Here is a 26133-nt window from a genome sequence, read left to right as displayed (position 1 = left end):
ACAGATGAGAAACAACCAACCGGTTACGCAGCGCGAGGTTGCCCTCGGACCTCAACAAAAACTCATCTCGACAACGGATGCACGAGGGGTCATTACTTACTGTAATGACGCCTTCGTAGAAATAAGCGGTTTCAACAAGGGCGACCTGATCGGCGCCCCGCAAAACATCGTTCGGCACCCCGACGTACCGTCCGCCATATTTGCCCACATGTGGGGCGCCCTCAAGCAGGGCAAGCCGTGGATGGGCATCGTCAAGAACCGTTCAAAAAATGGCGACCATTACTGGGTCAACGCCTATGTCACTCCGGTTTTCGACGGCAGCCAGGTGGTCGGTTATGAATCGGTCAGGGTCAAACCGACGGCCGAACAGATCCGCCGTGCCGAAGCGCTGTACACCCGTATAAGCCTTGGAAAGTCAGCGGTTCCCGGCAGCGATAAATGGCAGCCTGCGTTTCTCGACTGGCTGCCGTTTTTGGCGATGGGCGTCGTGGGCACGTTAGGTGGCGTTTTTCTCAGTACGCCTGTGGCGTTCGCCGTGACGGTCGGGGTATCGGTGCCGATCGGACTGATTGCCGGGCGCTGGCAAAAACGCGGGACGCTGCACCTGCTGGACTCGGCAGAACCGTCGACCTCCGACTCACTGATCGCACAAATGTACAGCGACGAACGCGGCCCTCAAGCGCGCCTTGAAACGGCCTTTGTGAGCCAGGCATCGCGTCTCAAGACTTGCCTGACGCGGCTACAGGACACGGCTGAGCAACTCACTGGTCTGGCCGGACAATCCGACGTCCTCGCCAGCAAGAGTTCGCAGGGGCTGGATCGCCAGCGAATCGAGACCGAGCAAGTGTCGGCTGCTGTCAATCAGATGGCGGCGACGACACAAGAGGTCGCCAGTCACGTGCAGCGCACCGCCGACGCGACCCAGGAAGCCAATGTGCTGACGGGACGTGGACGCGATGTGGCCCGCGATACCCGGCAAGCCATCCAGCGCCTCTCGGCAGTGGTTGGGGAAACCGGGCTGACGGTTGCGCAACTCGCCAAAGACAGTAACGAAATCGGCACGGTGGTCGACGTCATCAAAGGCATCGCCGACCAGACCAACTTGCTGGCGCTGAACGCCGCCATCGAAGCCGCCCGCGCCGGCGACATGGGTCGAGGTTTCGCGGTGGTGGCGGATGAAGTGCGGCAATTGGCGCAGCGCACCACTCAGTCCACCACCCAGATCCACAGCCTGATTTCCAAGCTGCAGATCTCGTCCAATAACGCGGTGAAGATCATGGAAAGTGGGCATCGTCAGGCCGAAGAGGGCGTGGCCTGGGTGCTTGAGGCAGACAAGGCGTTGGTGGGTATCAGTGAAGCCGTAGCGAACATCACGGACATGACCACCCAGATTGCTGCCGCGACTGAAGAGCAGACGGCCGTGGCTGAAGAAATCAGCCGCAACATCACCACCATCGCGACCCTGGCCGATCAGACGTCCGAACAAGCCAGGCATTCGGCCGAGTTGAGCAAGGAGCTGACGCAGACAGCCAAGACCCAGTACTCACTGGTCGAACGTTTTAACCGGTAACGGATCACGCATCGCACGCGATCCGTGTAGCAGCTGCCGAAGGCTGCTACACGGATCAGGCTGTGTCAGATCGTGCTAACGATCACTATCAGCGCTTGAGTTTGCGCTTGTTGCGGTATTGGTCGATGACCACCGCCACCACAATGATCAGACCCTTGATGATGTCCTGGATGTAGGCATCGACCCCGACGAAGGTGAAGCCGCTGGCCATGACCCCGAGGATCAGCGCGCCGATCACCGTGCCGGTAATGCGCCCTACTCCGCCCGCCAGGCTGGTGCCGCCGATCACCGCGGCGGCAATCGCGTCCAGTTCATACGACATACCCATCCCTGCCTGCCCGGTTGCGGCCCGAGCCGAAGCCACCACCCCGGCCAATCCGGCCAGTAATCCGGCGATGCTGTAGACGATCACCAAATGGCGTTTGACGTTGATCCCCGACGTGCGCGCCGCCTGCATGTTGCCACCGATGGCGTAGGTGTATTTGCCGTACTTGGTGTAGCGCAGCGCGATGTGGAAGATCACCGCCACCACCAGGAAGATGATCACCGGCATCGCACCGTGACCGATGGCCGTGTACGAATCGGAAAGCATGCTCACCGGTTGACCTTCGGTGTAGTAACGCGCCAGGCCACGGGCCGACACCATCATGCCGAGGGTGGCAATGAACGGCGGGATCCCGGTGATCGCGATGATGCTGCCGTTGATTGCACCCGCCAGCAGCCCGACCCCCAGGCCGACGATCACCGGTATCCACACCGGCAAGTCCGTCAGCGAGGGAAACACCGCACGGGTAAAGTCCGAGGTCTGGGCCAGGCTCGCGGCGATCATCGCCGACAACGCCAGCACCGAACCGGATGACAGGTCGATGCCGGTGGTGATGATCACCTGGGTCACGCCGATGGCCAGCAGGCCGATGATCGACACTTGCAGGATCATCAGCACCAGACGCTGGGAGTTCATCAGGAAGCTCTGGTCACGCACGATCCAGCCGAACACTTCGAAGACCAGGCCGATGCCGATCAGCACCAGGAAAATACTCAATTCCGTGGGGAAGCGCCGGCGCGACTTGGCCGGAGTTACCGCGGGTTTGTTTTCCAGTATCGCGTTGTTCATAGCCACTCATCCTTCTATAGCGTTGCCGGCGACCGGTACGCGGGTCGCCAACAGAAACCGTTTAAATGCATTGAACCGTCAATGAACCAAGGACATTCCGGAAGCCAGTTGCATGACCCGCTCCTGAGTCGCCTCGCTGCGGTCGAGGGTGCCCATCAGGTCGCCCTCGTGCATGACCATCACGCGGTCGCTCATGCCGAGCACTTCCGGCAGCTCCGAGGAAATCATGATTACCGCCATGCCTTCGCTGGCGAGGTAGGAGATGAGCCGGTAGATCTCGGCCTTGGCGCCGACATCAATGCCACGGGTCGGCTCGTCGAGTATCAGAATTCGTGGGTTGGTCATCAGCCAGCGGGCGAGCAAGGCTTTCTGCTGATTGCCGCCGGACAAAGTGTCGATGCACTGCTCCAGCGACGGGGTTTTCACCCGCAGTTTTTTGCACATGTCTTCGCACAACACACGCAGGGCTTTCTGCTGGATGAAGCCATGGCCGGCGTAATGCGGCAACACGGCCATCTCCATGTTTTCCAGGACCGACAGGCACGGGAACAGGCCACTGAGCTTGCGATCCTCGGTCAGCAACGCGAAGCCCTTCTCGATGGCCATGTGCGGATCGGTGATACGCACCACCTGCCCGTCGAGGCGAATCTCGCCACCGTCGCTGGGGGTGATGCCAAAAATCGCTTCGGCGACGTTGGTTCGCCCAGAGCCCATCAACCCGGCAATGCCGAGGATCTCGCCGGCATGCAGGTCAAAGGAAACCCCTTTGAAAATGCCGTCGAGCTTGAGGTCGCGCACCGACAACAACAGATCACCGATCGGCTTCTCGCGCACCGGGAACAACTGGCTCAGTTCGCGACCGACCATCATCGAAATCAGGCTGTCGCCGTCCATGCTGTCGGCGCGTTGCAGGCCGATGTAGGCGCCGTCGCGGAACACCGCGACTTCATCGGCGATGGCGAACACTTCATTCATTTTGTGGGTGATGTAGATGATGCCTTTGCCCTGGCGCTTGAGGTCGGCAATGATCGAAAACAGGTGGGCGACTTCCTTGTCGGTGATGGCCGAGGTCGGTTCGTCCATGATCAGGATGTCGGAGTCATAGGACACGGCCTTGGCGATCTCGACCATCTGCCGCTCGGCGATGCTCAGGTTGCCGACCTGCTCCTCGGGGTCGAGGTTGATCCGCAAGCGCTCCAGCAGTTTCGCGGTGCAGCGGTGCATTTCGCCGTGGTCGATCATGTGGAAACCGTTGAGCTGCTCGCGGCCGATCCAGATGTTCTCGGCGATGCTCATGTGCGGCATCAGGTTGAGTTCCTGGTGGATCATCGCAATCCCGGACTGGAGCGCCGCCAGCGGGGTTTCGAAAACCACCTTCTGGCCCCGCAGGCGAAGTTCGCCGGCGTCCGGCTGGTAGATGCCGGCAATGATTTTCATCAAGGTCGATTTGCCGGCGCCATTCTCGCCCATCAGGGCCAGCACGGAACCGGGGCGCACCCGCAGCTGCACATCGGACAAGGCCACCACACCGGGAAAACCCTTGCTGACGTTGATGATCTCCAGCAGGTACGGCTCATCGACAGGTGTTGCGGTTGGCTGGATACCCACCAACGGGGTGCTCGAAGCAGTCGCTGAAGCGAACATGATCAGGTACTCCATCAGCAAGGTCGCGGTGGCAACCTTGCGTGCTTATTGTTGTTATTGAACGGAAGGACTATTTGAACGTGTCGACGTTTTGCGGGGTGATCAAGCGGTAGGGCACCCATACGGCCTGTTCAACCGGTTCGTTTTTGGCCATCTTCACGGCGGTGTCGATTGAACCGTCGGCCTGACCCTTGGCGTCCTGGAACACCGAGACCGTCATGTTGCCTTTCTTGATCGCGTTCAAGCCGTCCGGCGTACCGTCGACCCCCGCGATCAGCACGCTGCCCTTGTCGACGCCGGCCTGACTCAGGGCCATCGCGGCGCCAATGGCCATTTCATCGTTGTTGGCCACCACGGCATCGAACTTGCGGCCCTGGGTCAGCCAGTCGTTGACCAGGGTCATGCCTTTGTCCCGCAGCCAGATGCCGGTCTGCTCTTGCTCGACCTTGATGTTCGGGTATTTGGCCAACACCTCTTTTACGCCTTTGGTGCGGTTGGTGGTGGAGTTGTTCGCCAGGTCGCCCAGCAGGATCACGATGTCGCCCTTGCCGCCCATTTTGTCGGCTAGGTATTGCATCTGCATTTCACCGGCCTCCAGGTCGTTGGAGGCCACCGTGACCACGCCCTTGGGCAGCTTCAGGTCATCCGGGCGACGATTGACGTAGACCAGTGGAATGCCAGCCTTGACGGCGGCCTCGGTGATTTTTTTGGTGGCGGCGGTATCCACCGGGTTGACTACAATGGCATCGACTTTCTGGCTGATGAAGCTTTCGACCTGGCTCAACTGCTTGACCACATCGCTGCGCGCATCTTCGAATTGCAGCTGCACGCCATCGGGGTAGGACTTGGCTTTCTTGTCCATGGATTCGCGCAGGTAGGTCAGCCAGGTGTCATCGAATTGGGACATGCTCACGCCGATTTTCATGTCGGCCAATGCAGCGCCGCTGGCGAACATCAGGGACAGGGCGAGTGCGGTGAAACGGATCGGGGTCTTCATGAAAAGTCTTTCTCCACATTCTTGTTGGTTTTATGGATATGGCGTGACGATTTCAGTAAGCGGGAAAAGAGTGAAACGAGTCGCGAGGCAGGTCGCTGGAAATGACTCTATTGGAATATAATTTCTATATCAACCAATTTTAGAATTTTATTCTGATTTTATTCCACGGTGGTCGAACTGGCCCAAATCCACCACTTGATGGCGCTCGGCGCTCAATCGCGCAGCGTCCAGAACGCGGGTGGTCGCCAGTGCATCACGCGCCTCCACCGGCAGTGGGCCACCGCTCTGTAACGCGGCTTGTAGCTGTACATAGAACTGATTCCAGCAGCCACGTTCGGAGGGCACTCGTTCACGGTCCTCGCCCTGTTCGAACCAGCCCCAGCGTCGGTGCTCTTCGACACCCCAGCGCTCGCCTTCGGATTTTGGCGAGAGCCCGGCCAGCGCCGAGGCCTCCTGCCCGTCCAGGCCATCGACGCTGTAGCAACCTTGGGTGCCCGTGACCCGAAAGCGCGGTCCGGGGGCGTTTTGCAGGCAACTGCCGCCCAGGTGCGAGGTGACGCCATTGGCGTGGGTCAGCGACATAAAGAAGCCGTTGTCGAAGGCCTGGCCTTTTTCCAGGTACTCAAGTTCGGCATACACCCGTGTGACCGGGCCGAACAGTAGCAACGCCTGGTCCACCAGATGGCTGCCCAAATCCCGCAGGAAACCACCGCCGCTGCCGTTGTTCACCGCGTGCGGCGAGTAGCGTTCGATCCGCGATTCGAAACGAGTGACCTGCCCCAGCGCGCCGGACTCGATGAGTTTGCGCACGGTGAGAAAGTCCGAATCCCAGCGCCGGTTCTGGTAGACGCTGAGCCGCACGCCCTGGCGCTCGGCCATGGTGATCAGGGTTTGTGCCTGCTGCGCATCGGCGGCGAACGGTTTGTCGCTGACCACCGCCACCCCATGCTCGATGCCATCGAGCACCAACGCCGGGCGACCCTTGAGGGGCGTGGATACCACCAACACATCAATCCCGGCTTCCACCAGTTGGCCGATGCTGTCAAAAGCCGGCACGCCAGGATGCTCGGCGGCCAGCAACTGGCGGCGCTCCGGTGACCGGGTGACCACGCCAACAAACGTGGCGCCTGGCAGGCTGCTGAGCAGCGGAGCATGGAAAAACCGGCCGCCATGGCCGTAACCGACAAGTCCGATACGCATGAAAAAATTCTCCTTATAGATAGTCGCGGGCTGTACTCAGACCCTGTGGGAGCGGGCTTGCCCGCGAAAGCGGTGGGTCAGGCGACATCAATGTTGCTTGTGCCGCCGCCTTCGCGGGCAAGCCCGCTCCCACATTGGATTGGGGTTAGCCGTAGAAGTGTGGGCGCTCTGGCAGGCTGACGTTGACGATCTGGCCGCTGTTCTGGGCTTCGATGCACGCGTCTGCCGCGACAGCCGCGGCGAAGCCGTCCCATGCCGATGGACCGCCCACCTGGCCGGCGCGCACGCCGTCGATAAACGCCTGCAACTCCACGTCATACGCGGCGATAAACCGATCCTTCCAGTCCATCAGAATCGCATTCGACAGCTTCGCGCCACTGCGCAATTGCACCTGTTGCGGCTCCGGCAGTTTAGCGATGCCGGTCTCCCCCACCACTTCGCACTGGATGTCATAACCGTACTGGCAGTTGACGAACACTTCGACGTCGATGCGCGTGCCCTTGGCGGTTTCCAGCAGGACGATTTGCGGGTCTTTCAGGTGCGCGAGGGCTTTGCTGGATTTACGTGGGAACACCACTTGCACCGAAACGTAGTCGTCGTCGAGCAGCCAGCGCAGCACGTCCAGTTCATGGATCAGCGTGTCGGTAATTGCCATGTCGGTCTTGTAGTTTTCGCCCACAGTCGGGTTACGGTGCGCGCAATGCAGCATCAATGGTTCACCGATCTGGCCGCTGTCGATCACCGCTTTGAGGGCGCGATAACCTTCGTCATAGGGACGCATGAAACCGACTTGCACCAGGCGCTTGCCGTGGGCCACTTCGGCCTCGACGATCTTGCGGCAGCCTGCGGCGGTGACGGCCAGCGGCTTCTCGCAGAACACCGGTTTGCCCGCGGCAATCGCCGCCAGCACGAACTCTTCGTGGCTCGGGCCCCACGAGGTGACGAGGATCGCCTCAACCTCTGGCGCCTTGATCAGCGCGTGGCCGTCGGGATAGACCTCGGCGGTCAGCTTCAGGTCGGACACAACCTTCGCGGCTTGCTGCAAATTAATGTCGGTGACCGCGACGACCTGGCTATTGAGCAAGGTCTGGCTGCAACGACGGATATGGTCCTGGCCGATGGCCCCGGTGCCGATGACGCCAAGCTTCAATGACATAACGATTCTCCTGCGAAAAAGGGTGGTTGGTTTCAGGGGCAATCAGTACTGACGGGCCTTGGCCAGTCGTTCGTTCAGGATCTTGGCCACCGCATCGGTGCGAGCACTGGTGGAGACTTGCGCCACGCCGACCCGCCACCAGGACAGGTAGCCGTGAATCATGGTCTTGGGCAGCACCTTGATATCGATCAGCGTCGACACCGTTTGCAAGCGCGCATCGGCCAGCGCCGCTTGCAGCTCTGCAACGGTGTTCACTTTGTAAGTCTTGCAGCCGTAGGCCGCCGCGCTCATGGCGAAATCCACCGGCACAAAGCCGCCATCGAGTTTGCCGGTTTGCGGGTTGCGGAAGCGGAACTCGGTGCCGAAGCTGTCCATGCCATTGCCCATCTGCAAGTTGTTGATGCAACCGAACGTCATGTTGTCCAACAGCACCACATTGATCTTGCGCCGCTCCTGAATCGAGGTCGCCAGCTCCGAGTGCAGCATCATGTAGGAGCCATCGCCCACCAGCGCATAGACCTCGCGATCCGGCTCGGCGAGCTTCACGCCCAGCGCGGCGTTGACCTCGTAACCCATGCAGGAATAACCGTACTCGACGTGATAGGTGTTCACGCCCTTGCTGCGCCAGCTGCGTTGCAAGTCACCGGGCAGGCTGCCGGCGGCGGCGACAATTACCGCGTCATCGGCCAGGGTTTCGTTGAGCACGCCGAGCACGCGGCTCTGGGTCAGGCAGGAACCGGTCAGCTCAATGAATTCACGCAGGACCGCCGGGTCCAGGTGGTCGTTGATTTCCGGGGCGAAATCCTTGGCCTGGTATTCGATCTGATAGAGACGGTCGACTTCCTCATCCAGTTGCGCCTTGGCCTGACGCGGTTGCTCGCCCCAGCCCGAGCGGTAGTCGCCCAATACATCGGCCAGTGCCTGCAAGCCGGTTTTGGCGTCGGCCAACAGTTGCACACCGTCGAGCTTCAACGCATCGCAGGGGCTGATATTGAGATTGAGAAATTGCACGTCCGGGTGCTGGAACAATGACTTCGACGCGGTGGTGAAATCGCTGTAGCGGGTGCCGATACCGATGATCAGGTCAGCGTCCTTGGCCAGCAGGTTCGCCGCCAGGCAACCGGTTTCACCGATGCCGCCGACGTTGAGCGGATGGCTGGACACCACCGCACTCTTGCCGGCCTGGGTTTCGGCGAACGGAATATCGAAGCGCTCGGCGAACGCCTGCAACGCAGCATTGGCCCCGGAGTAACGCACCCCGCCACCGCAAATGATCAGCGGCTTGCGCTTGCCTTTGAACAGCGCCAGCGCATCGCCAAGCATCGCTTCGGTGGCCGGACGCCGTTCGATGCGGTGCACGCGTTTTTGCAGGAAATAATCCGGGTAGTCGTAGGCCTCGGCTTGCACGTCTTGTGGCAAGGCCAGGGTCACCGCGCCGGTTTCGGCGGGGTCGGTGAGCACGCGCATGGCGTGGATCGCCGCGCTCATCAGTTGCTCGGGACGGTTGATGCGGTCCCAGTATTTGCTCACAGCTTTGAAGGCATCGTTGGTGCTGATGCTCAGGTCGTGGAACTGTTCGATCTGTTGCAGCACCGGGTCCGGTTGGCGGCAGGCGTAGACATCGCCGGGTAGCAACAGCAAGGGGATGCGGTTGGCGGTCGCGGTGGCGGCAGCCGTCAGCATATTCGCTGCGCCGGGCCCCACTGATGAAGTGCAGGCGTAGATTTTGCGCCGCAGGTGTTGCTTGGCGAAACCGATGGCGGCGTGGGCCATGCCTTGCTCGTTGCGCCCCTGATGCACGACCAGGTCGCCGCTGTCCTGCTCCAATGCCTGGCCCAGGCCGAGCACATTGCCATGGCCGAAAATGGTAAAGACCCCGGCGACGAATTTGCTTTGAACCCCATCGACCTCGATGTACTGGTTATCGAGGAATTTCACCAGGGCCTGGGCCATGGTCAGTCTTGTAGTGGTCATAACCGATCCTTCAATACACGAAGAAACCTTGTGGGAGCGAGCCTGCTCGCGAAGAGGCCGGCACATTCAACATGAGTGTTGCCTGACACACCGCTATCGCTAGCAGGCTAGCTCCCACAGGGGGATCTTCATCAACCTTGAGAATTTTGCAGGTGGTCCATGCTCGCGCCGATCGCCTGTTCGATGTCTGCCAGGCCATGGACGCTGTCGGCGAATGGTTCGAACGACAGGTAGCCGCTGTAACCGGTGCTGAGCAAGGTGTCGATCTGCGCCGCGTTGCCGAGGATGTCGCCCTCGCCCACCAGCACGCGATGGCCGTCGCGGATGCTGGCCAGCGGGGCTTCGGCATCCTCGACGCCGGAGATGTGCACCAGCCCGGTCAGCTCGGGGAAGAACTCCTGCTCGCCAGCCAGGTGATGGTGAAAGGTGTCGTGAACCAGCCGGAACACATCCAGCCCGCCGATGGCCTTGATCGCGTCCACTGCCGTGCGCTTGCGGCGTAGCGAGCACTCTTCAAAACCCAGCGGCTCGATGAAACCGAGGAGGCCGTGATCGCGCAGGATCGGCGCCAGTTCGGTCAACGCGGTACGCAAACCCGAAGCGCGTTCGGCTTCATTGCGCGAATCGGCGCGATCATTCAGCGGGCACATGACCAAGCCCTGGGCGCCGCAGTCACGGGCATACGTGGCAAGCCTCAAGGCCTGCGCGCGGCGCTCGTCATTCCACACATCGAACGGGTACAACGCGTTGATCGACAGCACGCTGATGCCGTTGGCCGCGCACAATTCACGCACGCGCTCGGGCGCGGTGCCGTCTTCGATCTCGACACCCTTGAGGTCGTTGCGGATCTCGATGGCATCGGCCTTGAGGGTCACCGCCAGCTCGATGAACGCCGGCAGGGACAAACGTGGGGCGACCATACGGTTCAGGGCGAAACGCAGGGGCTTGCTCATTATTCTTGTTCTCCGTGCAAGGATTGAAATCAGAGGTCCATCAGCCAGCTGTGCTGCGGGTCGTTATGGAACTGCCAGACGCGTTTCGGGCCGGCCATCACGTTCAGGTAATAGGACTCGTAACCGTAGGGCACGCTGACCGGGTGATAGCCTTTGGGCACGACGACAAGGTCGCTGTTTTCCACGGCCATGGCCTGATCGATGCTGCGGTCGTCGGTGTAGACCCGCTGGAACACGAAGCCCTGGGGCGGGTTGATCTGGTGGTAATAGGTCTCTTCGAGAAAGCTCTGGTGCGGCAGGTCGTCGGTGTCGTGCTTGTGCGGCGGGTAGCTCGAGGAGTGCCCCGACGGCGTGCGCACTTCCACCACCAGCAGCGAGTGAGCAGGTTCGGTGTCCGGCAGGATGTCGCAGACATAACGCGTATTGGCGCCCTTGCCGCGCACGCTGCGCTTCATGGTCTCGGGATTGATCAACCGTGGGCCGAGGCCAGCGCTCGCCGAACCGGGCGCGGCGCACACGGCGATTTGCACGTCGCTGAGCGCGACCACTTGCGCCTGACTGCCCGGCGGCAAGTACGCGGCGAAGGGTGATTTGTCTTCGAACACCGACTGGCGATCGCCGATGTTTTCCCAGTCGAACGCGCCCTGCCCCGGTGCTTCACCCTTGAGGCTGACACGGCCGCTAAGCAGCACCAGACACAACTCTTTATCGCCCGCAGACACCGGCAAGGTTTCGCCCAGGCTCAAGCGGTACGCGGCGAAACCGACGTATTCCAACTCACCTTCACTAAGCTCGACCATGGTCCGGCCACGGGCATTGCTTTTGACCAGCAAGCTCATAGTGCAATCCTCTCGTCGAGCAGCGCACGCAAGGTGTCGAAGCCTTTTTTGGCGTAGACATAACTCGGTGCCACCGCCGGATCCTGTTCCGCTTCGACCACCAGCCAGCCGTGGTAATCGTTGGCCAGCAACACATCGAGCAGTGCGGCAAAATCGATGTCGCCATCCCCCGGCACGGTGAAGGTGCCATTGATGATGCAGTCCGGGAAGCTCCACAAGTGGTTGCGCGCCAGTTGCACCACCGGTTTGCGCACGTCCTTGAAATGCACGTGGCAGATGCGGTCGATGTGTTTGCGCAGGACGTGCAAGGGTTCGCCGCCGCCCATGTAGCAATGGCCCGAATCGAACAGCAGGCCGACTTCGCTGCCGGTCAGGGCCATCAGCTTGTCGATGTCCGCCGGGGATTCGACGTAGGCACCCATGTGGTGGTGATACGCCAGGCGCACGCCCTGGGACAGGGTAAAACGCGCCAGCTCGGTGAGCTTGTCGGCGTATTCCTGCCACGCTTGTTCGGTGTGGAAACGCGGGCGTTCGACCAGGGGAATGCGCTGGCCTTGAATCGAGTCGGCGACTTCGCCGTAGACCAGCACCTTGGCGCCGTTCTTCGCCAACAGCTCGACATGGCTGCCGATGGCATCGATTTCCTCGGCCACCGAACGGCGGGCCAATCGACTGGAGTACCAACCGGAGACCAGCGCCAGATCGTAAGGCCGCAGCACGTCACCGACGCCTTTGGCATCCTTGGGGAATTTGCCGTTGAGTTCAAAACCTTCGTAGCCGATTTCCTTGCCTTCGCTGAGCGCAGTGCTCAGCGGCGTCTCGCCACCGAGGGACGGCAGGTCGTCGTTGCTCCAGGAGATCGGGTTGATGCCAATTCGGATAGCGGGCATGGCTGCACCTTTTATTGTTTTTACACCATTCAGTAAGAACGACGCTGGCCCCTTGTGGGAGCGAGCCTGCTCGCGATAGCTATGTGTCAGGCGACTTTTACATTGGCTGTCAGTCCGCTATCGCGAGCAGGCTCGCTCCCACAGGTTCAGTGTTCACACATTGAAAATGTTCAACTCCGGGCGGCACGCCAGGCATCGATCAGTTCGACGAACGTGCCCTGCACTTGGCGGATCAGCGCCTCATCGTCGATTTCACCGGCCAACCACGCGCGACTCGGCTCCTGGAAAATCGTCCGGCCCACGGCGAACCCGCGACAGGTCTGACTCTGGCGGGCCTGCTGAAACCCTTCGGCCAATGCCGCTGCAGGTGCATTCAGGCCCAGCAACACCACGCCTCGGCAGTACGGGTCGCGTTCCTGGATCAGTTCATCGAGTTGCTTCCACTCCTCGGCGCTCTGCGCTTCGATCTTCCACCACGCCGGGTAGATGCCCAGGTTGTAGAGGCGTTTCAGCGCCCGGTACAACACATCGGGATGCGTCGACGGATGATCCTTGGGCGGGATGATTTCCAGCAGCAGTTCATGGCCGCTGATTTGCGACGCCTCATACAGCCCCTTGATCTGTGCTTCCTGCTCCAGACGCAGCAGCGGCTCGTCGTCCGGGTGGAATTGCACCAGGCACTTGATGATCTGCTCTTGCGGCCAGGCAATCAGGTTGCTGCCGATGGAGCGCCCGTGTTCGAACGCCAATGGCCGCGAGCCCTGCACCTCGACCGGCCGCGCCACCCACCAGCCACGGCCGGTGGCAGCGTTCAGCGAGTCCTGGCCGAAGCGTTGATCGGCCAGCAGCCCGACATCGGCGTCGATGCCTTGCTCACGTAAATCGGCTTCGACCCGCTCCACGGCTTTAATAAACAGTTGCTTGAGCTCGCCGATGGCGCTCAGGTCGCGACCACCCTTGTGCGCCAGTTCCACCAGTTGCCCACGATGGTCGAAGGCAAAGATGAACAGCTGCTTCCACTGTTTGCGCGGCACGCTGACCTGATGCAGACGCTGCAGCACCGCGTCCTGATCCGGCCGGGTAATTGGCACCGGGCTGTTGAACAGGTAATCGAGTTCGGCGCGGGTCGGCATGGCCGGGGCGCAGGCATGGCGCGACACCACCAGACCGCCACAGGCATTGGCCAACTGGCAGCAGCGCTCGTCGCTGGCGTCCTCCAGCCAACCGGCGAGGAAGCCCGACATGAAGGCATCACCGGCGCCCAAAACGTTGAGCACTTCCACCCGCACGCCTGGGTAAATCTCACCGTCTTCGAGACGTTCCGGGATCACCCCATGAATCACCGTGCAACCTTGCGGGCCGAGCTTGACCACCAGGGTCGCGGCGCTCAGACGTCGGACATTGCGCAGCGCGGTGAGCAAATCCTCGGAACCGCCGGCAATCAAAAACTCTTCTTCCGTGCCGACGATCAGGTCGAAACGCGGCAGGATTTTCTGCACGTGCTGGCTGACGTTCAGGTCGGCGACGAAGCGGGTTTCGCCATCGGCCTTACCGGCCAGCCCCCACAGCACCGGGCGGTAATCGATGTCCAGCACGCGCTTGACGTTGTGCTTCTCGGCACAGTCCAGCGCCTGGATACTCGCCTTGTAGACGCCGTCGGTGGAGAAGTGGGTGCCGGTGATGAGCAAGGCCTTGCTGGAGGCGATGAAGGTTTCGCTGATGTCTTCGGCCCGCAGCGCCATGTCGGCGCAGTTTTCACGGTAGAAGACCAGAGGAAAGGTTTCGCGGTCCTTGAGGCCCAGCAGCACCATGGCCGTCAGGCGTTCCGGATCGACCTTGATCCCGCTGACGTCGCAGCCTTCGCGGGTCAGGGATTCGACCAGGAAGCGCCCCATGTGGTCGTCCCCTACCCGGCTCAGCATCGCTGACTTGAGGCCCAGCCGGGCCGTGCCGAAAGCAATGTTGGCGGACGAGCCGCCGAGGTACTTGGCGAAGCTGCTGACATCCTCCAGCCGCGCACCGACTTGCTGCGCGTAGAGGTCGACGCCAAGGCGCCCAAGGCAGATCAAATCCAATTGACGCCCACTGGCAAAACGAGTCTGGCCCATGCTGGCTCCTGTTATTTTTATCAGCCTGCGTCCGAGGCGATGGCCGCGTCGAACACTCTTGGTGGATGCAGACTAAAACGACCGAGACCGAACAATCAATAATTATTCCAAATATTTTTTACGTGGAATATTTTTTCCAATAAACTTCGGTACAGGCGCTCCAGAGGCAGTGCATCGTTTCAGCACCGCCCACACGGACGGCAAGCTCAAGATTTTATTCCGACCTACCCTGTAGACTGCGCACAGCCAACCTATTGTCAGGGGATGACGGTATCTGTCCTCCCTATAAGAACAAGCCAGAAGGATTCCTTATGACCCGCACCGATCAGCCGGCGACGACCGAGAGTACGCCCGAGAGCGACCTCGCCAGCCCACCGATCAATGCCGAGCGATTGCTGCAGTTGATCACCGACGAATACGAAAGCCTGCCGCGCCAGCTCAAACGCATCGCCAGTTACATGAGCCAGCAAAGCGACCGGATCATGGTCGACCGCATCAGCGACATCGCCCGCGAGTGCGAAGTGCATCCGTCGGCCATCGTGCGGTTCTCCCAGCGTTTCGGCTTCAGCGGTTTCAGCGAAATGCAGGCGCTGTTTCGCGAGGCCTATACGCACAAGACCACGCCGGTGCAGAACTACCAGCAGCGCATCCGCAGCATGATCGCCAACAAATCGCAGAAAGCCAGCGGCGGCGACCTGGCGCGCGAGTGCATCGACGCGACTCTGTCAGGCATCGAACGGCTGGGGCTGGAACTGGATGACCAGGCCTTCGACAAGGCGGTGGACCTGGTGGTGAATGCCGACAACATCTACGTGGTCGGCGTGCGTCGCTCCTTCGCCGTGGCCGATTACCTGGTCTACAACCTGCAACACACCAACAAGCGCATTCACTTGGTTTCAGGCCTCGGTGGCAGCTACCGCGAGCAGATGCGCAGCGTGCGCGCCAATGACCTGGTGATCGCCATCAGCTTCACGCCCTACGGCAAAGAAACCCAGCACTGCCTGCGCATCGCCCAGCACCATCAGGCAAAAACCCTAATCATCACCGATAGCAACCTCTCGCCGCTGGCCAAACGCGCGAACACGGTGCTGCTGGTCAATGAAGGTTCGTCGTTTGCGTTTCGCTCGTTGAGTGCGACCTTGTGCCTGTGCCAAGCGCTGTTCATCGCCGTGGCTTATCGCCTGGAACTGAAGATGGATGAGATTCACGAGCAGGTCGGGTTTGAGGATTGATATCAATCTTTTGACGTAGCCGTTTACGCTTGGCAGCTGCGCCAAACCAGCGCATCCGCGACGTGCCCGATTTAACAATCAGTGCGGGAAAAGATGAATCGGGCGGGAGTGTCGGCAGCACTCCCACCCTCACAGGCGACGCGTCTGTCAGCGCGTTTTCATACTGGCTGACGCCGGCCGTGCAAGCTTTGCTTGTCCGCCTTGCGCTCATGGCCCTGACGCAAACGCAAAGCAGCAATGGCCGCGAGTACCAGGACGATCGCCACGATTTTCATGCCGTCCATTGCATTGCCGGTACTTTGCTCGATCAAGCCCATCACCGAGGGGCCGACAAAACCGCCGAGCAGGCCGCATGAATTGACGAAGCCCAGGCCACCTGCGAGCGCTGCGCCTTTAAGCCGCGAAGCCGGGTAGAGGAAAATGATCGACTGCACGACAAAGAACATCACTGCCGAAATGCAGAAGCCCAGCAGGCTGATCACCGGTCCTGCCAATGAAGCGATTCCCAGCCCTGCGGCCATGGTCAGCAAACCCACAACCAGCATCTGCCGAGCGCGCGTCGGCGTGGTGGCAAATCGCGGCAGTGCGATAGCGCCTGCGGCTGCCGCCAGCCAGGGCAACGATGTCAGCAACCCGATCTGCAAGGTGCTCAGATCACCGTATTTGCCGATGATGCCGGGCAGGAAAAAGATCACCGTGTAGATCGTGATCTGGTGGCAGAAGTAAACAAGGATTGCCAACAGAATCTGCGGAGTCAGGCATTGTTTGAGCGAGTGACCACCAGGGCCGGCGCCCTCCTCCGATTCAGCGGCCAACGTCCGCTCGATCTGCTCGGCTTCAGCGGCACTCAGCCAAGGCGCCTTGTTTGGGCGGTCCGGCAATTTTTTCCAGACCACCATGGCGAAGAACACCGCCGGCAAGCCTTCAAGCATGAACATCCACTGCCAGCCACGCCAACCCCAGACGCCGTCCAGTTGCATCAGCGCGGCACCCAGCGGCCCGCCGATGATGTTGGCGAAGCACACGCCCAAAAGAAAATAACCGGTCGCACGGGCCCGCTGTTCCCGACCGAACCAGTACGTCAGGTACAGCATGACACCGGGGAACAAGCCCGCTTCGGCGATGCCCAGCAGCAGGCGCAAGATGTAGAACGACGTTTCGCCTTGCACAAAGGCCATCGCCGCGGAAATCAAACCCCAGGTGACCATGATTCGCGCAATCCAGAACCGCGCGCCGACCTTGTGCATGATCAGGTTGCTGGGCACTTCCGACAGCGCATAGGTCAGGAAGAACAACCCGGCTCCCAACCCGTAGGCGGCAGCAGAAATGCCCAGATCGATATCCAGATGGTGCTTGGCCAGCGCGATGTTGGTCCGGTCGAGAAAGCTCAGCACGTAGGCGGCAATCAGCAGCGGCATCAGTTTGACGAACATCAGTTTGTTCAGCGTGGCTGAATCTCGGGGGGTATCGGGTACGGTTTCGATACGCATGTTTCACCTCGGTCTTGTTGTTATGGAGATGACACGTTTCGCGCTTAACCGCAGGCGCCGACCTTCCGGACCGGCGCCCGCACGCGAGCAAAAAAGGCTGGGGTGTCAGAAATCGACTTTGTCCTGGCCTTTGAGGTCGAGCATTTCCCGCGCTTCATCCGGGGTCGCCACGCGCGCGCCCAAGGCTTCGATCACGGTGCGGATGCGCTTGACCTGATCGGCGTTGGACGCTGCCAACTGGCCGGGCCCATCCCACAGCGAATCCTCAAGACCGACGCGTACATGACTGCCCATCGCCAGGCCCATGGTGCCCAGCGGAATCTGATTGCGGCCGGCACCGAGAATCGACCATTGGTAAGCGTCGCCGAACAAACGGTCGGCCGTACGGCGCATGTGCGCCAGGTCTTCAGGGTGCCCGCCGATGCCTCCGCGCAGACCGAACACCGACTGAATGAAAATCGGTGCCTTGAGCAACCCGCGTTGGAGGAAATGCGCAGCGGTGTACAAATGGCCAATGTCGTAGCATTCGATTTCAAAGCGGGTGCGGTTCTCGGCACAGGCGTTGAGGATGTGGGCGATGTCGCGGAAGGTATTGCGGAAGATCCGGTCGTCACTCTCGGCGAGGTACGGCCGCTCCCAGTCGTGCTTGAACTCGGTGAAACGGTCGAGCATTTCGTACAGACCGAAGTTCATCGAACCCATGTTCAGCGAAGCCAGCTCAGGCTTGAGTTGCGCCACCGGCTGCAAGCGTTCTTCCACGCCCATGGTCGGTGCACCGCCGGTGGTGATGTTGATCACCACGTCACTCTTGGCCTTGATCTGCGGCAAGAACTGACGAAACAGGTCGACATCCTGGCTCGGCCGACCGTCAATGGGATCGCGAGCATGCAAGTGAACAATCGAGGCACCCGCCTCAGCGGCACCGATCGCGGCATCGGCAATTTCCTGCGGCGTGATCGGCAAATGTGGCGACATCGAAGGCGTATGAATGGCGCCTGTGACGGCGCAGGTGATGATGATTGGGCGTTTTTTGGACATGAGTGTTCTCCGTTCTTGTTCTTGGCGAGAAAGTTAGTGGGGTCACTCGACGCGGACGCTGTCCGGCCGTTGTTGCGATCAGGGTCGAGACGCTTAGAGGTACTCGACGTTGCCATCCACACTGATGGCCTGGCCGGTCACATTGCGTGCGGCGGGCGAGCACAGGAACAGCGCCATGGCGGCGACGTCTTCGGCGGTGACCATGCGTTTGAGCGAAATCTTTTTCAGGTACTCCTCACGCATCTCGGTTTCTGGCACGTTCATCTGTTCAGCACGGGCGCGGATCACACCGTCCATGCGCGGGCCTTCGACGATGCCGGGCAGCAAGGCGTTGACGCGGATGTCGCTGTCGCCCAACTCGGACGCCAGGGATTTCATCAGGCCGATGATGGCCCACTTGGTCGCGGCATACGGTGTGCGCCAGGCGTAACCCAAGCGGCCGGCCACTGAAGCGATGTGGATCAGGTGCGCGTTAGGTGACGCTTTGAGCAGCGGTACCGCGTGATGAGCAAAGCGGTATTGCCCCGTGAGGTTGATGTCGACGGTGCGCTGCCATTCCTCGTCAGTAATTTCGTCGATGCCCGCGGTCGGCCCGGCGATCCCGGCGTTGTTGATCAGCACATCGAGGCCGCCGAACTGTTCGCGCTGAACCTTGAACACCGCTTCGATCTGCGCCGGGTCACCGACATCTGCACGCGTTGCGACGCTGTTCGGATAACGGTCGCGAAACGCTGCAAGGGCGGCTTCGCTGACGTCGCACACGTGCACCTTGGCACCGGCTTCCATATAAGCCGCCGCCAGCACTTCGCCGATCCCGGCGGCGCCGCCAGAGATCAGCACCCGCAAGCCGGTGTAGGGAATCAGTCGGTTGAGAACGCTCATGCTTTTTTTACTCCTGAGACAGACGACCGCGAACGGTCGCTCTTGACGATCAGGCGCGCCAGGGAATCGGCGGCCTGCATGATGTCGTCGGTGACTGCCGCTCGGGCCGCCGCCCCATCGCGCGCGGCAAGCGCCTCGACGATGCGGTTGTGCGCTTCCATCGAGCGCTGAAGGTGCGCTTTGTCAGGTGCGACTAGCGCAAAACAGGGGCCCATGTGCAGCCAGAAATTCTCCACGGCCGCGATGGTCAGCTCAGCCTTGGCAACGGCGTAAATGCGCCGATGGAAGGCAAAGTTGGTCCACAGATAACGCTCCACATCAACGCTGTCGGCGGCTTGCTGCATCTGCTCACAAAGATCGCTGATGTCTTTGAGGTCGGTGTCAGTGAGCAGGATGACCGCTTTCTCGGCCAGCAGACCTTCGAGCGCCACCCGGGCGTCGCGGATCTCGCGCAGTCGTTCGGGCGTCATCATGCGGACACGCAGACGGGAGGTTTCAGTGACTTCGAAAGCGTTCTCTGCACTGAGGCGATTCAGCGCTTCGCGCACTGGCATAGGACTGGAACCCAGCGCCTCGGCAAGACCGCGGATGGTCAGCTTCTGGCCGGGCTGAAAGCGGCCGCTCATCAGCGCTTCACGGATCTGCCGGTACACCTGGTCTTGCAGGGTATCGCGGGAAACCTGCCGCAGGGTGGGCAGGAGGATCGGATGATCTGTCATGAGTAATGGCTCACATTGGACGTTCTTATGGCCCCAATATGTGATCACAAATAACATATGTCAAATTGTTTTTGGCGGTCATTGCCCTTTCTTGCCGAACGCGCAGACAACAAAAAGCCCGCTTCGTAGCGGGCTCGGTGGGTATGTGGCGTCGTGCCTTATGAGGCGGTAACGGCGCTAGTCCATGGCGTTTTCAATGAAGGGTCACAACCCGGCGACTCTCTCCAATCCTGATCCGGTCCAGTGCCCGGTTTAGAGCGTCCAGGGCATCAAGCAAGGCTTTCGCCTCCACCTCTCTGCCGTCCCCCCAAAGGCGTTCAGCCATTTTATTCAGGGCTTGGATGGCGTGTTCAATTTCACTGGCTGTCGCCGTCGCAGCGACTTTATTTTCCGGCTTTTTCTTTGGCATTCAGTGCCCCTTCTGCAGGGTATTGCTCTGTCCACTATCGATGATGACCAATGTCCCGTGGCTTCCAGCTAAAACCGCGTGCGCAACGCCTGCTTCAGCCAAGTACATCTGCCCCGCTGCAACGCTGATGGTTTCACCACCGACACCCAGTAGCAACTGCCCTGAAATCACCAACAAGCCTTCCGTGTAGTCATGAACCTCTGCCGCAGAAGGCATTTCATCCATGCGCAGAACTTTGATATTGGAGTCGCCTACACGTCCAACCACAGTGGAGTTCCAGGCTTGAGGCAAGGCCTTTGAGATCAAATCCAGATCCAGCAATGACATGGTAATTTCCCTATTTAAAGCAGCGCGTATTTATACCCTCCGATACCACCCGTATGCACTACCTCTGCGCCCCAACACACTGGGTGATGCGCATCGTCACCCAGTGTGCTCTGGCGATACGGGGCACACTGCTGTTTTTCTCCAGGTCTTCAGGCTGAAAAACCCGCGGAAGCGGGTTTTTCATCTAGGTTCAGGTCAATTTGGCGAGGCGCCACTCAAATTTTCAATCAATGACGGGGTCACCACTGCGCGATATCCATCAGCATTTGGGTGCAATCCATCCGCAACATACTGATTAAACAGGTCAGGATTGGTTTTCAACACCGCCTCCCACCTTGGATAGTTGTCGATCAGACGAAGTCCCCTGGTTTTTGCGACATCCCGGTACATTTGGAAATAATCCCTTAACTTCGGTCTCTCCACTCCAGAGCCTCCGGTCACTGGATTGGTCACCATTAAAATGATCTCCGTGGATGACTTGGCAGCCTTGATCCGGCCAATCATTTGCTCGAGGTTTTTCCGCGCTTGCTCAACAGTGGTTTGGTTGGGAAGGTAAGCGTCGTTGATCGCGAATTCGATAAACACCGTGTCCGGGCTTTTGGAGATAACTCGACTTTCGAGATTTTCAACTCCCCACCCCGACCACATCGAACCCTTGCCACTATTGATAACCGTGGCACGTCCGGGGTAGCGCTGATTCAGATCATCCCCAAGCTGCTGCACCCAGGCGCCAAAGGCCGTCAAGCTCGTACCATAAGCTACGACGGTCTGCGCCTTGCCAGCATCAAGGTTTGAATAGAGATCGCTTTCCTGACCAGCAAAGCTGGCCGCGCTTGACGAAAGTAACATTCCAGCAAACAGAGCCTTGGCCCACAAACCATTCATTCAACCCTCCCGATCTTTTCACAGGAGGCAAGGATGAACCTGTGAGCTTGAGGCGTCCAACAGATTCAGGCGGGTGGCATTGGTTCTGACCCCGCAAGGTTCGGGCGAGGATATCTCGGTCATTGTCCCGGACAGGATGGGCAGAAAATGGCAGGACCTGCGAACGACGGCATGGTCAAAATTCCATACTTCAGACCCGGGGGACTTGTCGAACGCTGAGGCTGGATAGATCGGACGACCCCAAAAATGACGAGAGGGGAATGGTCGATCCATTATTTACGCTGAACTCGAAATAGTGGTGGTTCGCAGGACCCAAGCAGGCTCATTCAACAAGAGAACGCCAAGTTTAATTGTCGAAAAACTTCACAAAAATGAGCTCTGGGTCCCCCGGATCAAGGTTCTCTATCGTGCCGCTGGATTCATATCCAATCTGCAAGTCACACTTCCACCTGGTCGCGAAGCGCTAGTACGGTGAACACAGCTTCAATGCCTCCAGCCGCTCCCAGCAGATGCCCGGTGGCGGACTTGGTCGAGCTGATCGCGACGCTGGAGTCGCTCGCGTTATGGTGGAGCGAATATGGGAAAAGCGTGCCGGTAATGCCAAGTTCGCGTGGTCGTAAACCTAAAAGCGGTTAAGCATTGAGAGTTGTTGCCTGATTAACCGCTCCCGAGTACGTCTTTGCTAATCGCAGCCAACAGCTGCATTACCCTGTTTTAGCAGCTGCAGCAAACCTTCCACATCAGCTAGCGCTGGAGCATGGGCTCCGGCATGGCGGCAAGATATGGATGCGCAAGCCGCTGAAAATTGCAGGCGCTCTCTCAAGTCTGCGATCCCCAGCAACTCCGCAGCCAGCCAACCAGCCATACAAGCGTCTCCTGCTCCAACCGTGTCTTCCACCTTCACGGCAATAGCCGGCTGATCGAGTTGGCTATCCGGGGTGTGGAGAATCATCCCGCGTTCCCCTCGGGTAAAAAGGATCTGCGCATGAGGATTGAGAGCGCGAAGCTCATCCATGGCCTGGCGTTCTGTCAGCCCAGGATAAATTTGCCGAAGGTCTTCGTCGGAAAGCTTAATCATGTCAGCAAGGGTGGTCATCGCAGGGAAGGTCTGCTCCCGATAATGGCCATCCATTAAATTGCGCCAGTTCGGATCATAGCTAATCCGTTTACCGGCTTCCTTGGCCTGCTGAGCAATATTAACCAGCCTGTCTGCGAGTGGCTGTCGAGCCAAACTGATGCAGCTGAAATGACACAGTTCTGCTTGGTTGATCCATCCTTCTGGCATCAGATCTGGATCAAAAAACAGATCGGCCTCTCCAGCAAAAAAATATCTGGGCGGATGGCTCGATGGAACGATGGCGACCAAAGGATCTCGGTCTACCCGTTGGATAAACCTCATATCCAATGCTGCCGCTTCCGACTGCGAAATTATCTCGTCACCCAGCGAATCCATGCTTACCGACCCAGCAAAAGCGCTGCTGACACCCAAGCGACTTAGCGCTCGTGCAACGTTCCAGGGAGCACCACCTGGGTAGCCCTTCCACTGTCCAGGAGTGCCTTGGACAAGATCGGTCAGGGCTTCGCCAAACACTACTGCGCGAGGCAATACCATCGTCACTTCCTCAATTTTTTGTCGTAGGGATAACTGCTGGTTAATCAGCTTTGACCGGACGCGTTCAAACATTAAAACCAGGTTTCCATTTGTATACCGTATTGCCATACACCTCCGGCGTTGAAGTCCGTCATGCCAAAGGAGTCTGTGGTACTGAATCTGTCCAGATCCGAGGACCAGTTCATGAAGCTTGCGAACACTCGCAATTCGGGACGAGTGAGCAGGTCTCCAACGTCAGGTTTGAATGTCGGGGCAATCGTGAATTTCCAGAAGTTACCGTCGACCGCATTACGTTGCAGGTAACCCTTGGGGTCGAGGTTCATGGTTTGCCAGCTCATTTCGTAGGCCATCTCGAAATTGCTGTTGATTGCATTGGCCAAACGCACGTTCAGGGTCAGCCAGCGGTAGTCGTCACCCTTGACGTATCTATCCTTGCTCTGTTCGGCCAGCAAGCTGGGGCCGATGCGCCAATCAGATGCAATGGGCGTCTCGCCGTAAAGTGCCAAACGCAGCGCGCGGGCATCCTCGATCAGTTCGCCATCCGAGCCGATATTCTTGACCTCTGCCCCCAGACCTTGCCCGTAGAGCAGCGCCGTTTTGAAGAAACCTTCTCTGCCGAAAAAGTCTTTCTGGTGATTGGCCAGCATGCTGTGCAAGCCGGAGTCCGCAGGCGTCAAACCCGCTTCATTGGTGCGGGTACCGAAATCGTTTTTCTTTGCGCCGATGGCATTGAACATCCACTGCCACTGACCATCCTCGAAGAACTGGTTGGAGGTCAGGATGTAGCTTTCCACATCGGCGTTGATGCCGCCTTCACTGAAATCCCCGTAGTTACGCCCGACCAAGGAATAATTCGAACGCCAATTCTTATTCATCTGCACATCGTAGATTCCACCCCCGGTACCCGCCAGATAGACAACGTCCGAGTCTAGCCAGTGGATATCGAAGTTATCTCTGTCGAATCGTTTGCCTGCCCACAAGGTGGAGTTCTCGAACACTGAATTGCCCTTGAAGGCGGCGAGATGATCGAGTTCGGTAAAGACCTGACGCACGTTCAGGTTGCTCTCGTCGGCCGTCCAGTCATTGGAGCTTTCCACACCATCGGCGATGGACACCGTGAATTTGGAGCGGGTGCCGTTCTGCGCATAGGTTTCTTTCGACAGGTCTATGCGCATGTAGGTGTCGTCTTCGTTGCCGAGTCGCCCGACTGCACCACCGACTGAACCGGCAGGGGTTGCATAAGGGCCGCCACGACCACCACCTAGCCCATCGTTGACCAGCAATCCGGAGCGGGCATAACCCTTGAAGCTGAAGCCGTCCGTGAGGTGGCCGCTGCTGCCCTGCTTTTCCATGCTTTGCTGACGGGCTTCAAGTTTTGCCAATCGGGTGTCCAAAGCAGGCACCGAAATGGCTGCGGCAGTAGACGCAGCGGGCTGCAAGGCGGGAGTTGCAAGTTTGATTTGCTGCAATTCCCTGGCGAGTGCCTGGGTCTGCTGTTCAGCCGCGGCTGCGCGCTTTTCCGCTGCGCTGGCACGGACCTCAAACGCGGCCATGCGTTCTTCCAGAGTCGCGGCCTGAGAGGTCGCCGCCGATGTGCCGAGCACACCTGCAAGTAGCCAGCTTGATCCTTTCTGCATGTGGATTCCTTGTTTGTTTTTATTGTTTCGTTCCCGCGACCGGCCCTTGTTACGTGCGTTGCGAATTGTCGCAAACGACGAAAAAAAGGATGCCTCATCGCAAATACGCTGCTACATTTGGCGATGTTAACGTTAACTTTTCTTAAAACAAAAATAAAGGGTGCTCAATGAAACATCTGAAATCTCTCCTGCCAGCAGCATTAATCACCCTCTGTGCCGGACTTCCGTCCGTCTCGAGCGCAGCCGATTTGACGATCTCGTGCGGTGCGGTGGGTGCGGAGTTACAACTGTGCAAGGAGGCTGTCGAGGCATGGTCGAAACAGACGGGCAACAACGTTGAGGTGGTTTCCACGCCTAACTCGGCGACCGAGAGGTTGTCGTTCTACCAACAAATCCTCAGTGCTCAGTCCACTGACATCGACATCATTCAAATCGATATGGTGTGGCCGGGGATGCTGGCCAAACATCTGATGGATCTGCGCGAGGTGCTGCCCGTCAACGCGACCCAAGGCTATTTCCAGGCACAGGTGGATAACGCCACGGTGAATGGACGGCTGGTGACGATGCCGTGGTTCACCGACTCGGGCCTGCTGTACTACCGCAAGGACTTGCTTGAGAAGTACGCCAAGCAGGTTCCCCAGACCTGGGAGGAAATGACCGCTACCGCCAGGGATGTTCAACAAGCAGAGCGCACTGCCGGGAACCCCAATGCATGGGGTTACATCTTTCAGGGGCGCGCTTACGAGGGGCTGACGTGTAATGCGCTGGAGTGGATCAGCAGCCAGCCGGAAGGCGGACTGGTCAATCCAGCAGGAGATATCGTGGTCAACAGTCAGGCCTCGATAACTGCTTTGACCCTGGCGAAAAGCTGGGTAGGAGACATCTCCCCGCGTGGCGTACTCAACTACACCGAGGAAGAAGGACGAGGCGTATTCCAGTCGGGAAATGCGTTGTTCATGCGTAACTGGCCTTATGTCTGGGCCCTGGTACAAAGCCAGGACAGTGCCGTGAAAGATAAGGTCGGGGTTGCTCCCCTGCCCCGTGGTGGCAAGACCGGCAGCCATGCATCCACCCTCGGTGGCTGGGGCCTGGCGGTATCGCGTTACAGCGCCCATCCAAAACTTGCCGCAGAGCTGGTGAGCTATCTGACCAGTGCCCAGCAGCAAAAACATCGAGCTTTGGTAGGCGGCTATAACCCGGTTATCGAGTCGCTTTATCAAGACCCCGAGCTGCTCGCGGCCATGCCTTATTACAGTCAACTCCTCAGTATTCTCAACGAAGGGGTCATGCGCCCCGCCTCAATAACCGCCGAGCGCTATCCACGGGTCTCCAATGCGTTCTTCGATCGAGTGCATGGCGTGCTGGCGGGCGAGTTGCCTGTCGATCAGGCGCTGGCCGAACTGGAAAGCGAACTAACACGCATCAAACGCCGGAACTGGTAAGCCACAAGGAAGGAA

General features: G+C 59.3%; 22 protein-coding genes and 2 pseudogenes. 4 read left to right on the top strand and 20 right to left on the bottom strand.

What is annotated here, in order from left to right; genetic code table 11:
• Window positions 1–4: 4 nt before the first annotated feature.
• Window positions 5–274: pseudogene (locus ACA057_RS10905) on the top strand (PAS domain-containing protein); the annotation flags it as partial.
• 204 nt (window positions 275–478) lie between these two features.
• Entirely contained in the window at window positions 479–1570 is a 1092-nt protein-coding gene (locus tag ACA057_RS10900; protein ID WP_497349865.1) for a methyl-accepting chemotaxis protein, read from the top strand.
• Window positions 1571–1658: 88 nt separating this feature from the next.
• Here the strand turns inward: ACA057_RS10900 and ACA057_RS10895 are convergent, their stop codons facing one another.
• From ACA057_RS10895 to ACA057_RS10850, 10 genes are all read right to left on the bottom strand, one after another.
• Window positions 1659–2684 (bottom strand): ABC transporter permease, encoded by a 1026-nt coding sequence (locus tag ACA057_RS10895; protein ID WP_059404254.1) that lies wholly within the window; start codon window positions 2682–2684, stop codon window positions 1659–1661.
• A 78-nt stretch (window positions 2685–2762) separates the two neighbouring features.
• The gene (locus ACA057_RS10890) at window positions 2763–4328 is read right to left on the bottom strand and encodes a sugar ABC transporter ATP-binding protein (protein WP_497348174.1); all 1566 of its coding nucleotides are present in this window, start codon (window positions 4326–4328) and stop codon (window positions 2763–2765) included.
• Window positions 4329–4398: 70 nt separating this feature from the next.
• A complete protein-coding gene (locus ACA057_RS10885) occupies window positions 4399–5325 on the bottom strand; it encodes a sugar ABC transporter substrate-binding protein (protein ID WP_497348172.1) in 927 nt (308 codons plus the stop codon).
• 147 nt (window positions 5326–5472) lie between these two features.
• Window positions 5473–6525 (bottom strand): Gfo/Idh/MocA family protein, encoded by a 1053-nt coding sequence (locus ACA057_RS10880; RefSeq protein ID WP_497348170.1) that lies wholly within the window; start codon window positions 6523–6525, stop codon window positions 5473–5475.
• Window positions 6526–6670: 145 nt separating this feature from the next.
• A complete protein-coding gene (gene iolG, locus ACA057_RS10875; protein ID WP_497348168.1) occupies window positions 6671–7681 on the bottom strand; it encodes a bifunctional inositol 2-dehydrogenase/D-chiro-inositol 1-dehydrogenase in 1011 nt (336 codons plus the stop codon).
• Window positions 7682–7723: 42 nt separating this feature from the next.
• A complete protein-coding gene (gene iolD, locus ACA057_RS10870; protein ID WP_497348166.1) occupies window positions 7724–9655 on the bottom strand; it encodes a 3D-(3,5/4)-trihydroxycyclohexane-1,2-dione acylhydrolase (decyclizing) in 1932 nt (643 codons plus the stop codon).
• A 131-nt stretch (window positions 9656–9786) separates the two neighbouring features.
• Window positions 9787–10608, bottom strand: a complete 822-nt coding sequence (locus ACA057_RS10865; RefSeq protein WP_497348164.1) for a TIM barrel protein — start codon at window positions 10606–10608, stop codon at window positions 9787–9789.
• 29 nt (window positions 10609–10637) lie between these two features.
• A complete protein-coding gene (gene iolB, locus ACA057_RS10860) occupies window positions 10638–11447 on the bottom strand; it encodes a 5-deoxy-glucuronate isomerase (RefSeq protein ID WP_497348162.1) in 810 nt (269 codons plus the stop codon).
• The gene (gene iolE, locus ACA057_RS10855) at window positions 11444–12337 is read right to left on the bottom strand and encodes a myo-inosose-2 dehydratase (protein ID WP_497348160.1); all 894 of its coding nucleotides are present in this window, start codon (window positions 12335–12337) and stop codon (window positions 11444–11446) included. Before iolE ends, iolB begins: the two co-directional genes overlap by 4 nt.
• Before the next feature lie 170 nt (window positions 12338–12507).
• Window positions 12508–14445 carry a bifunctional 5-dehydro-2-deoxygluconokinase/5-dehydro-2-deoxyphosphogluconate aldolase gene (locus ACA057_RS10850; RefSeq protein ID WP_497348158.1) on the bottom strand — a complete coding sequence of 646 codons (1938 nt, stop codon included), beginning with the start codon at window positions 14443–14445 and terminating at the stop codon, window positions 12508–12510.
• A 311-nt stretch (window positions 14446–14756) separates the two neighbouring features.
• On the opposite strand from ACA057_RS10850, the gene ACA057_RS10845 reads away from it, so the two are divergent.
• Window positions 14757–15677 carry a MurR/RpiR family transcriptional regulator gene (locus ACA057_RS10845; protein ID WP_059404264.1) on the top strand — a complete coding sequence of 307 codons (921 nt, stop codon included), beginning with the start codon at window positions 14757–14759 and terminating at the stop codon, window positions 15675–15677.
• 158 nt (window positions 15678–15835) lie between these two features.
• Here ACA057_RS10845 and ACA057_RS10840 read toward each other — a convergent pair whose 3' ends face one another.
• The 10 genes and pseudogenes from ACA057_RS10840 to ACA057_RS10795 form a co-directional block, all read right to left on the bottom strand.
• Window positions 15836–17167 carry an MFS transporter gene (locus tag ACA057_RS10840; protein ID WP_497348155.1) on the bottom strand — a complete coding sequence of 444 codons (1332 nt, stop codon included), beginning with the start codon at window positions 17165–17167 and terminating at the stop codon, window positions 15836–15838.
• 105 nt (window positions 17168–17272) lie between these two features.
• Window positions 17273–18205, bottom strand: coding sequence for a 3,5-dioxohexanoate:acetyl-CoA acetone transferase (gene kce, locus ACA057_RS10835; protein WP_497348153.1), 933 nt, complete (start codon window positions 18203–18205; stop codon window positions 17273–17275).
• A gap of 93 nt (window positions 18206–18298) precedes the next feature.
• Complete coding sequence (locus tag ACA057_RS10830) at window positions 18299–19087, bottom strand: SDR family oxidoreductase (protein ID WP_497348151.1); 789 nt, start codon at window positions 19085–19087, stop codon at window positions 18299–18301.
• Window positions 19084–19806: a GntR family transcriptional regulator gene (locus ACA057_RS10825; RefSeq protein WP_497349863.1), complete on the bottom strand. Its 723-nt coding sequence runs from the start codon at window positions 19804–19806 to the stop codon at window positions 19084–19086. The genes ACA057_RS10830 and ACA057_RS10825 overlap by 4 nt, the downstream gene beginning before the upstream one ends.
• Window positions 19807–19999: 193 nt before the next feature.
• A complete protein-coding gene (locus tag ACA057_RS10820) occupies window positions 20000–20215 on the bottom strand; it encodes a hypothetical protein (RefSeq protein ID WP_497348149.1) in 216 nt (71 codons plus the stop codon).
• A complete protein-coding gene (locus ACA057_RS10815) occupies window positions 20216–20542 on the bottom strand; it encodes a cupin domain-containing protein (protein WP_497348147.1) in 327 nt (108 codons plus the stop codon). It abuts the gene before it with no gap.
• 195 nt (window positions 20543–20737) lie between these two features.
• The gene (locus ACA057_RS10810; protein WP_497348145.1) at window positions 20738–21427 is read right to left on the bottom strand and encodes an SGNH/GDSL hydrolase family protein; all 690 of its coding nucleotides are present in this window, start codon (window positions 21425–21427) and stop codon (window positions 20738–20740) included.
• Window positions 21428–21873: 446 nt separating this feature from the next.
• Window positions 21874–21978: pseudogene (locus ACA057_RS10805) on the bottom strand (hypothetical protein); the annotation flags it as partial.
• Between the two features lie 131 nt (window positions 21979–22109).
• The gene (locus ACA057_RS10800) at window positions 22110–23039 is read right to left on the bottom strand and encodes a carbohydrate kinase family protein (RefSeq protein WP_497349861.1); all 930 of its coding nucleotides are present in this window, start codon (window positions 23037–23039) and stop codon (window positions 22110–22112) included.
• Window positions 23040–23110: 71 nt separating this feature from the next.
• Window positions 23111–24676 carry a carbohydrate porin gene (locus ACA057_RS10795; protein WP_497348143.1) on the bottom strand — a complete coding sequence of 522 codons (1566 nt, stop codon included), beginning with the start codon at window positions 24674–24676 and terminating at the stop codon, window positions 23111–23113.
• Window positions 24677–24843: 167 nt separating this feature from the next.
• On the opposite strand from ACA057_RS10795, the gene ACA057_RS10790 reads away from it, so the two are divergent.
• Entirely contained in the window at window positions 24844–26118 is a 1275-nt protein-coding gene (locus ACA057_RS10790; protein WP_497348141.1) for an ABC transporter substrate-binding protein, read from the top strand.
• Window positions 26119–26133 lie beyond the last annotated feature (15 nt).

The sequence above is a fragment of the Pseudomonas sp. LBUM1661 genome (genome assembly GCF_059695925.1).
The sequence above is the reverse complement of the archived record's forward strand: the minus strand, read 5'-3'. Positions and strand labels throughout refer to the sequence as shown.

Bases quoted from the DNA above. Each gene is read 5' to 3' on its own strand.
- ACA057_RS10845 (WP_059404264.1), top strand. From the start codon at position 14,757: ATGACCCGCACCGATCAGCCGGCGACGACCGAGAGTACGCCCGAGAGC.
- ACA057_RS10825 (WP_497349863.1), bottom strand. From the start codon at position 19,806: ATGACAGATCATCCGATCCTCCTGCCCACCCTGCGGCAGGTTTCCCGC.
- ACA057_RS10895 (WP_059404254.1), bottom strand. From the start codon at position 2,684: ATGAACAACGCGATACTGGAAAACAAACCCGCGGTAACTCCGGCCAAG.
- iolB (WP_497348162.1), bottom strand. From the start codon at position 11,447: ATGAGCTTGCTGGTCAAAAGCAATGCCCGTGGCCGGACCATGGTCGAG.
- ACA057_RS10810 (WP_497348145.1), bottom strand. From the start codon at position 21,427: ATGAATGGTTTGTGGGCCAAGGCTCTGTTTGCTGGAATGTTACTTTCG.
- ACA057_RS10880 (WP_497348170.1), bottom strand. From the start codon at position 6,525: ATGCGTATCGGACTTGTCGGTTACGGCCATGGCGGCCGGTTTTTCCAT.
- iolG (WP_497348168.1), bottom strand. From the start codon at position 7,681: ATGTCATTGAAGCTTGGCGTCATCGGCACCGGGGCCATCGGCCAGGAC.
- kce (WP_497348153.1), bottom strand. From the start codon at position 18,205: ATGTCCAAAAAACGCCCAATCATCATCACCTGCGCCGTCACAGGCGCC.
- ACA057_RS10885 (WP_497348172.1), bottom strand. From the start codon at position 5,325: ATGAAGACCCCGATCCGTTTCACCGCACTCGCCCTGTCCCTGATGTTC.
- ACA057_RS10900 (WP_497349865.1), top strand. From the start codon at position 479: ATGGGCGTCGTGGGCACGTTAGGTGGCGTTTTTCTCAGTACGCCTGTG.
- ACA057_RS10790 (WP_497348141.1), top strand. From the start codon at position 24,844: ATGAAACATCTGAAATCTCTCCTGCCAGCAGCATTAATCACCCTCTGT.
- iolE (WP_497348160.1), bottom strand. From the start codon at position 12,337: ATGCCCGCTATCCGAATTGGCATCAACCCGATCTCCTGGAGCAACGAC.
- ACA057_RS10865 (WP_497348164.1), bottom strand. From the start codon at position 10,608: ATGAGCAAGCCCCTGCGTTTCGCCCTGAACCGTATGGTCGCCCCACGT.
- ACA057_RS10850 (WP_497348158.1), bottom strand. From the start codon at position 14,445: ATGGGCCAGACTCGTTTTGCCAGTGGGCGTCAATTGGATTTGATCTGC.
- ACA057_RS10820 (WP_497348149.1), bottom strand. From the start codon at position 20,215: ATGCCAAAGAAAAAGCCGGAAAATAAAGTCGCTGCGACGGCGACAGCC.
- ACA057_RS10830 (WP_497348151.1), bottom strand. From the start codon at position 19,087: ATGAGCGTTCTCAACCGACTGATTCCCTACACCGGCTTGCGGGTGCTG.
- ACA057_RS10795 (WP_497348143.1), bottom strand. From the start codon at position 24,676: ATGCAGAAAGGATCAAGCTGGCTACTTGCAGGTGTGCTCGGCACATCG.
- ACA057_RS10815 (WP_497348147.1), bottom strand. From the start codon at position 20,542: ATGTCATTGCTGGATCTGGATTTGATCTCAAAGGCCTTGCCTCAAGCC.
- ACA057_RS10840 (WP_497348155.1), bottom strand. From the start codon at position 17,167: ATGCGTATCGAAACCGTACCCGATACCCCCCGAGATTCAGCCACGCTG.
- ACA057_RS10800 (WP_497349861.1), bottom strand. From the start codon at position 23,039: ATGGTATTGCCTCGCGCAGTAGTGTTTGGCGAAGCCCTGACCGATCTT.
- iolD (WP_497348166.1), bottom strand. From the start codon at position 9,655: ATGACCACTACAAGACTGACCATGGCCCAGGCCCTGGTGAAATTCCTC.
- ACA057_RS10890 (WP_497348174.1), bottom strand. From the start codon at position 4,328: ATGTTCGCTTCAGCGACTGCTTCGAGCACCCCGTTGGTGGGTATCCAG.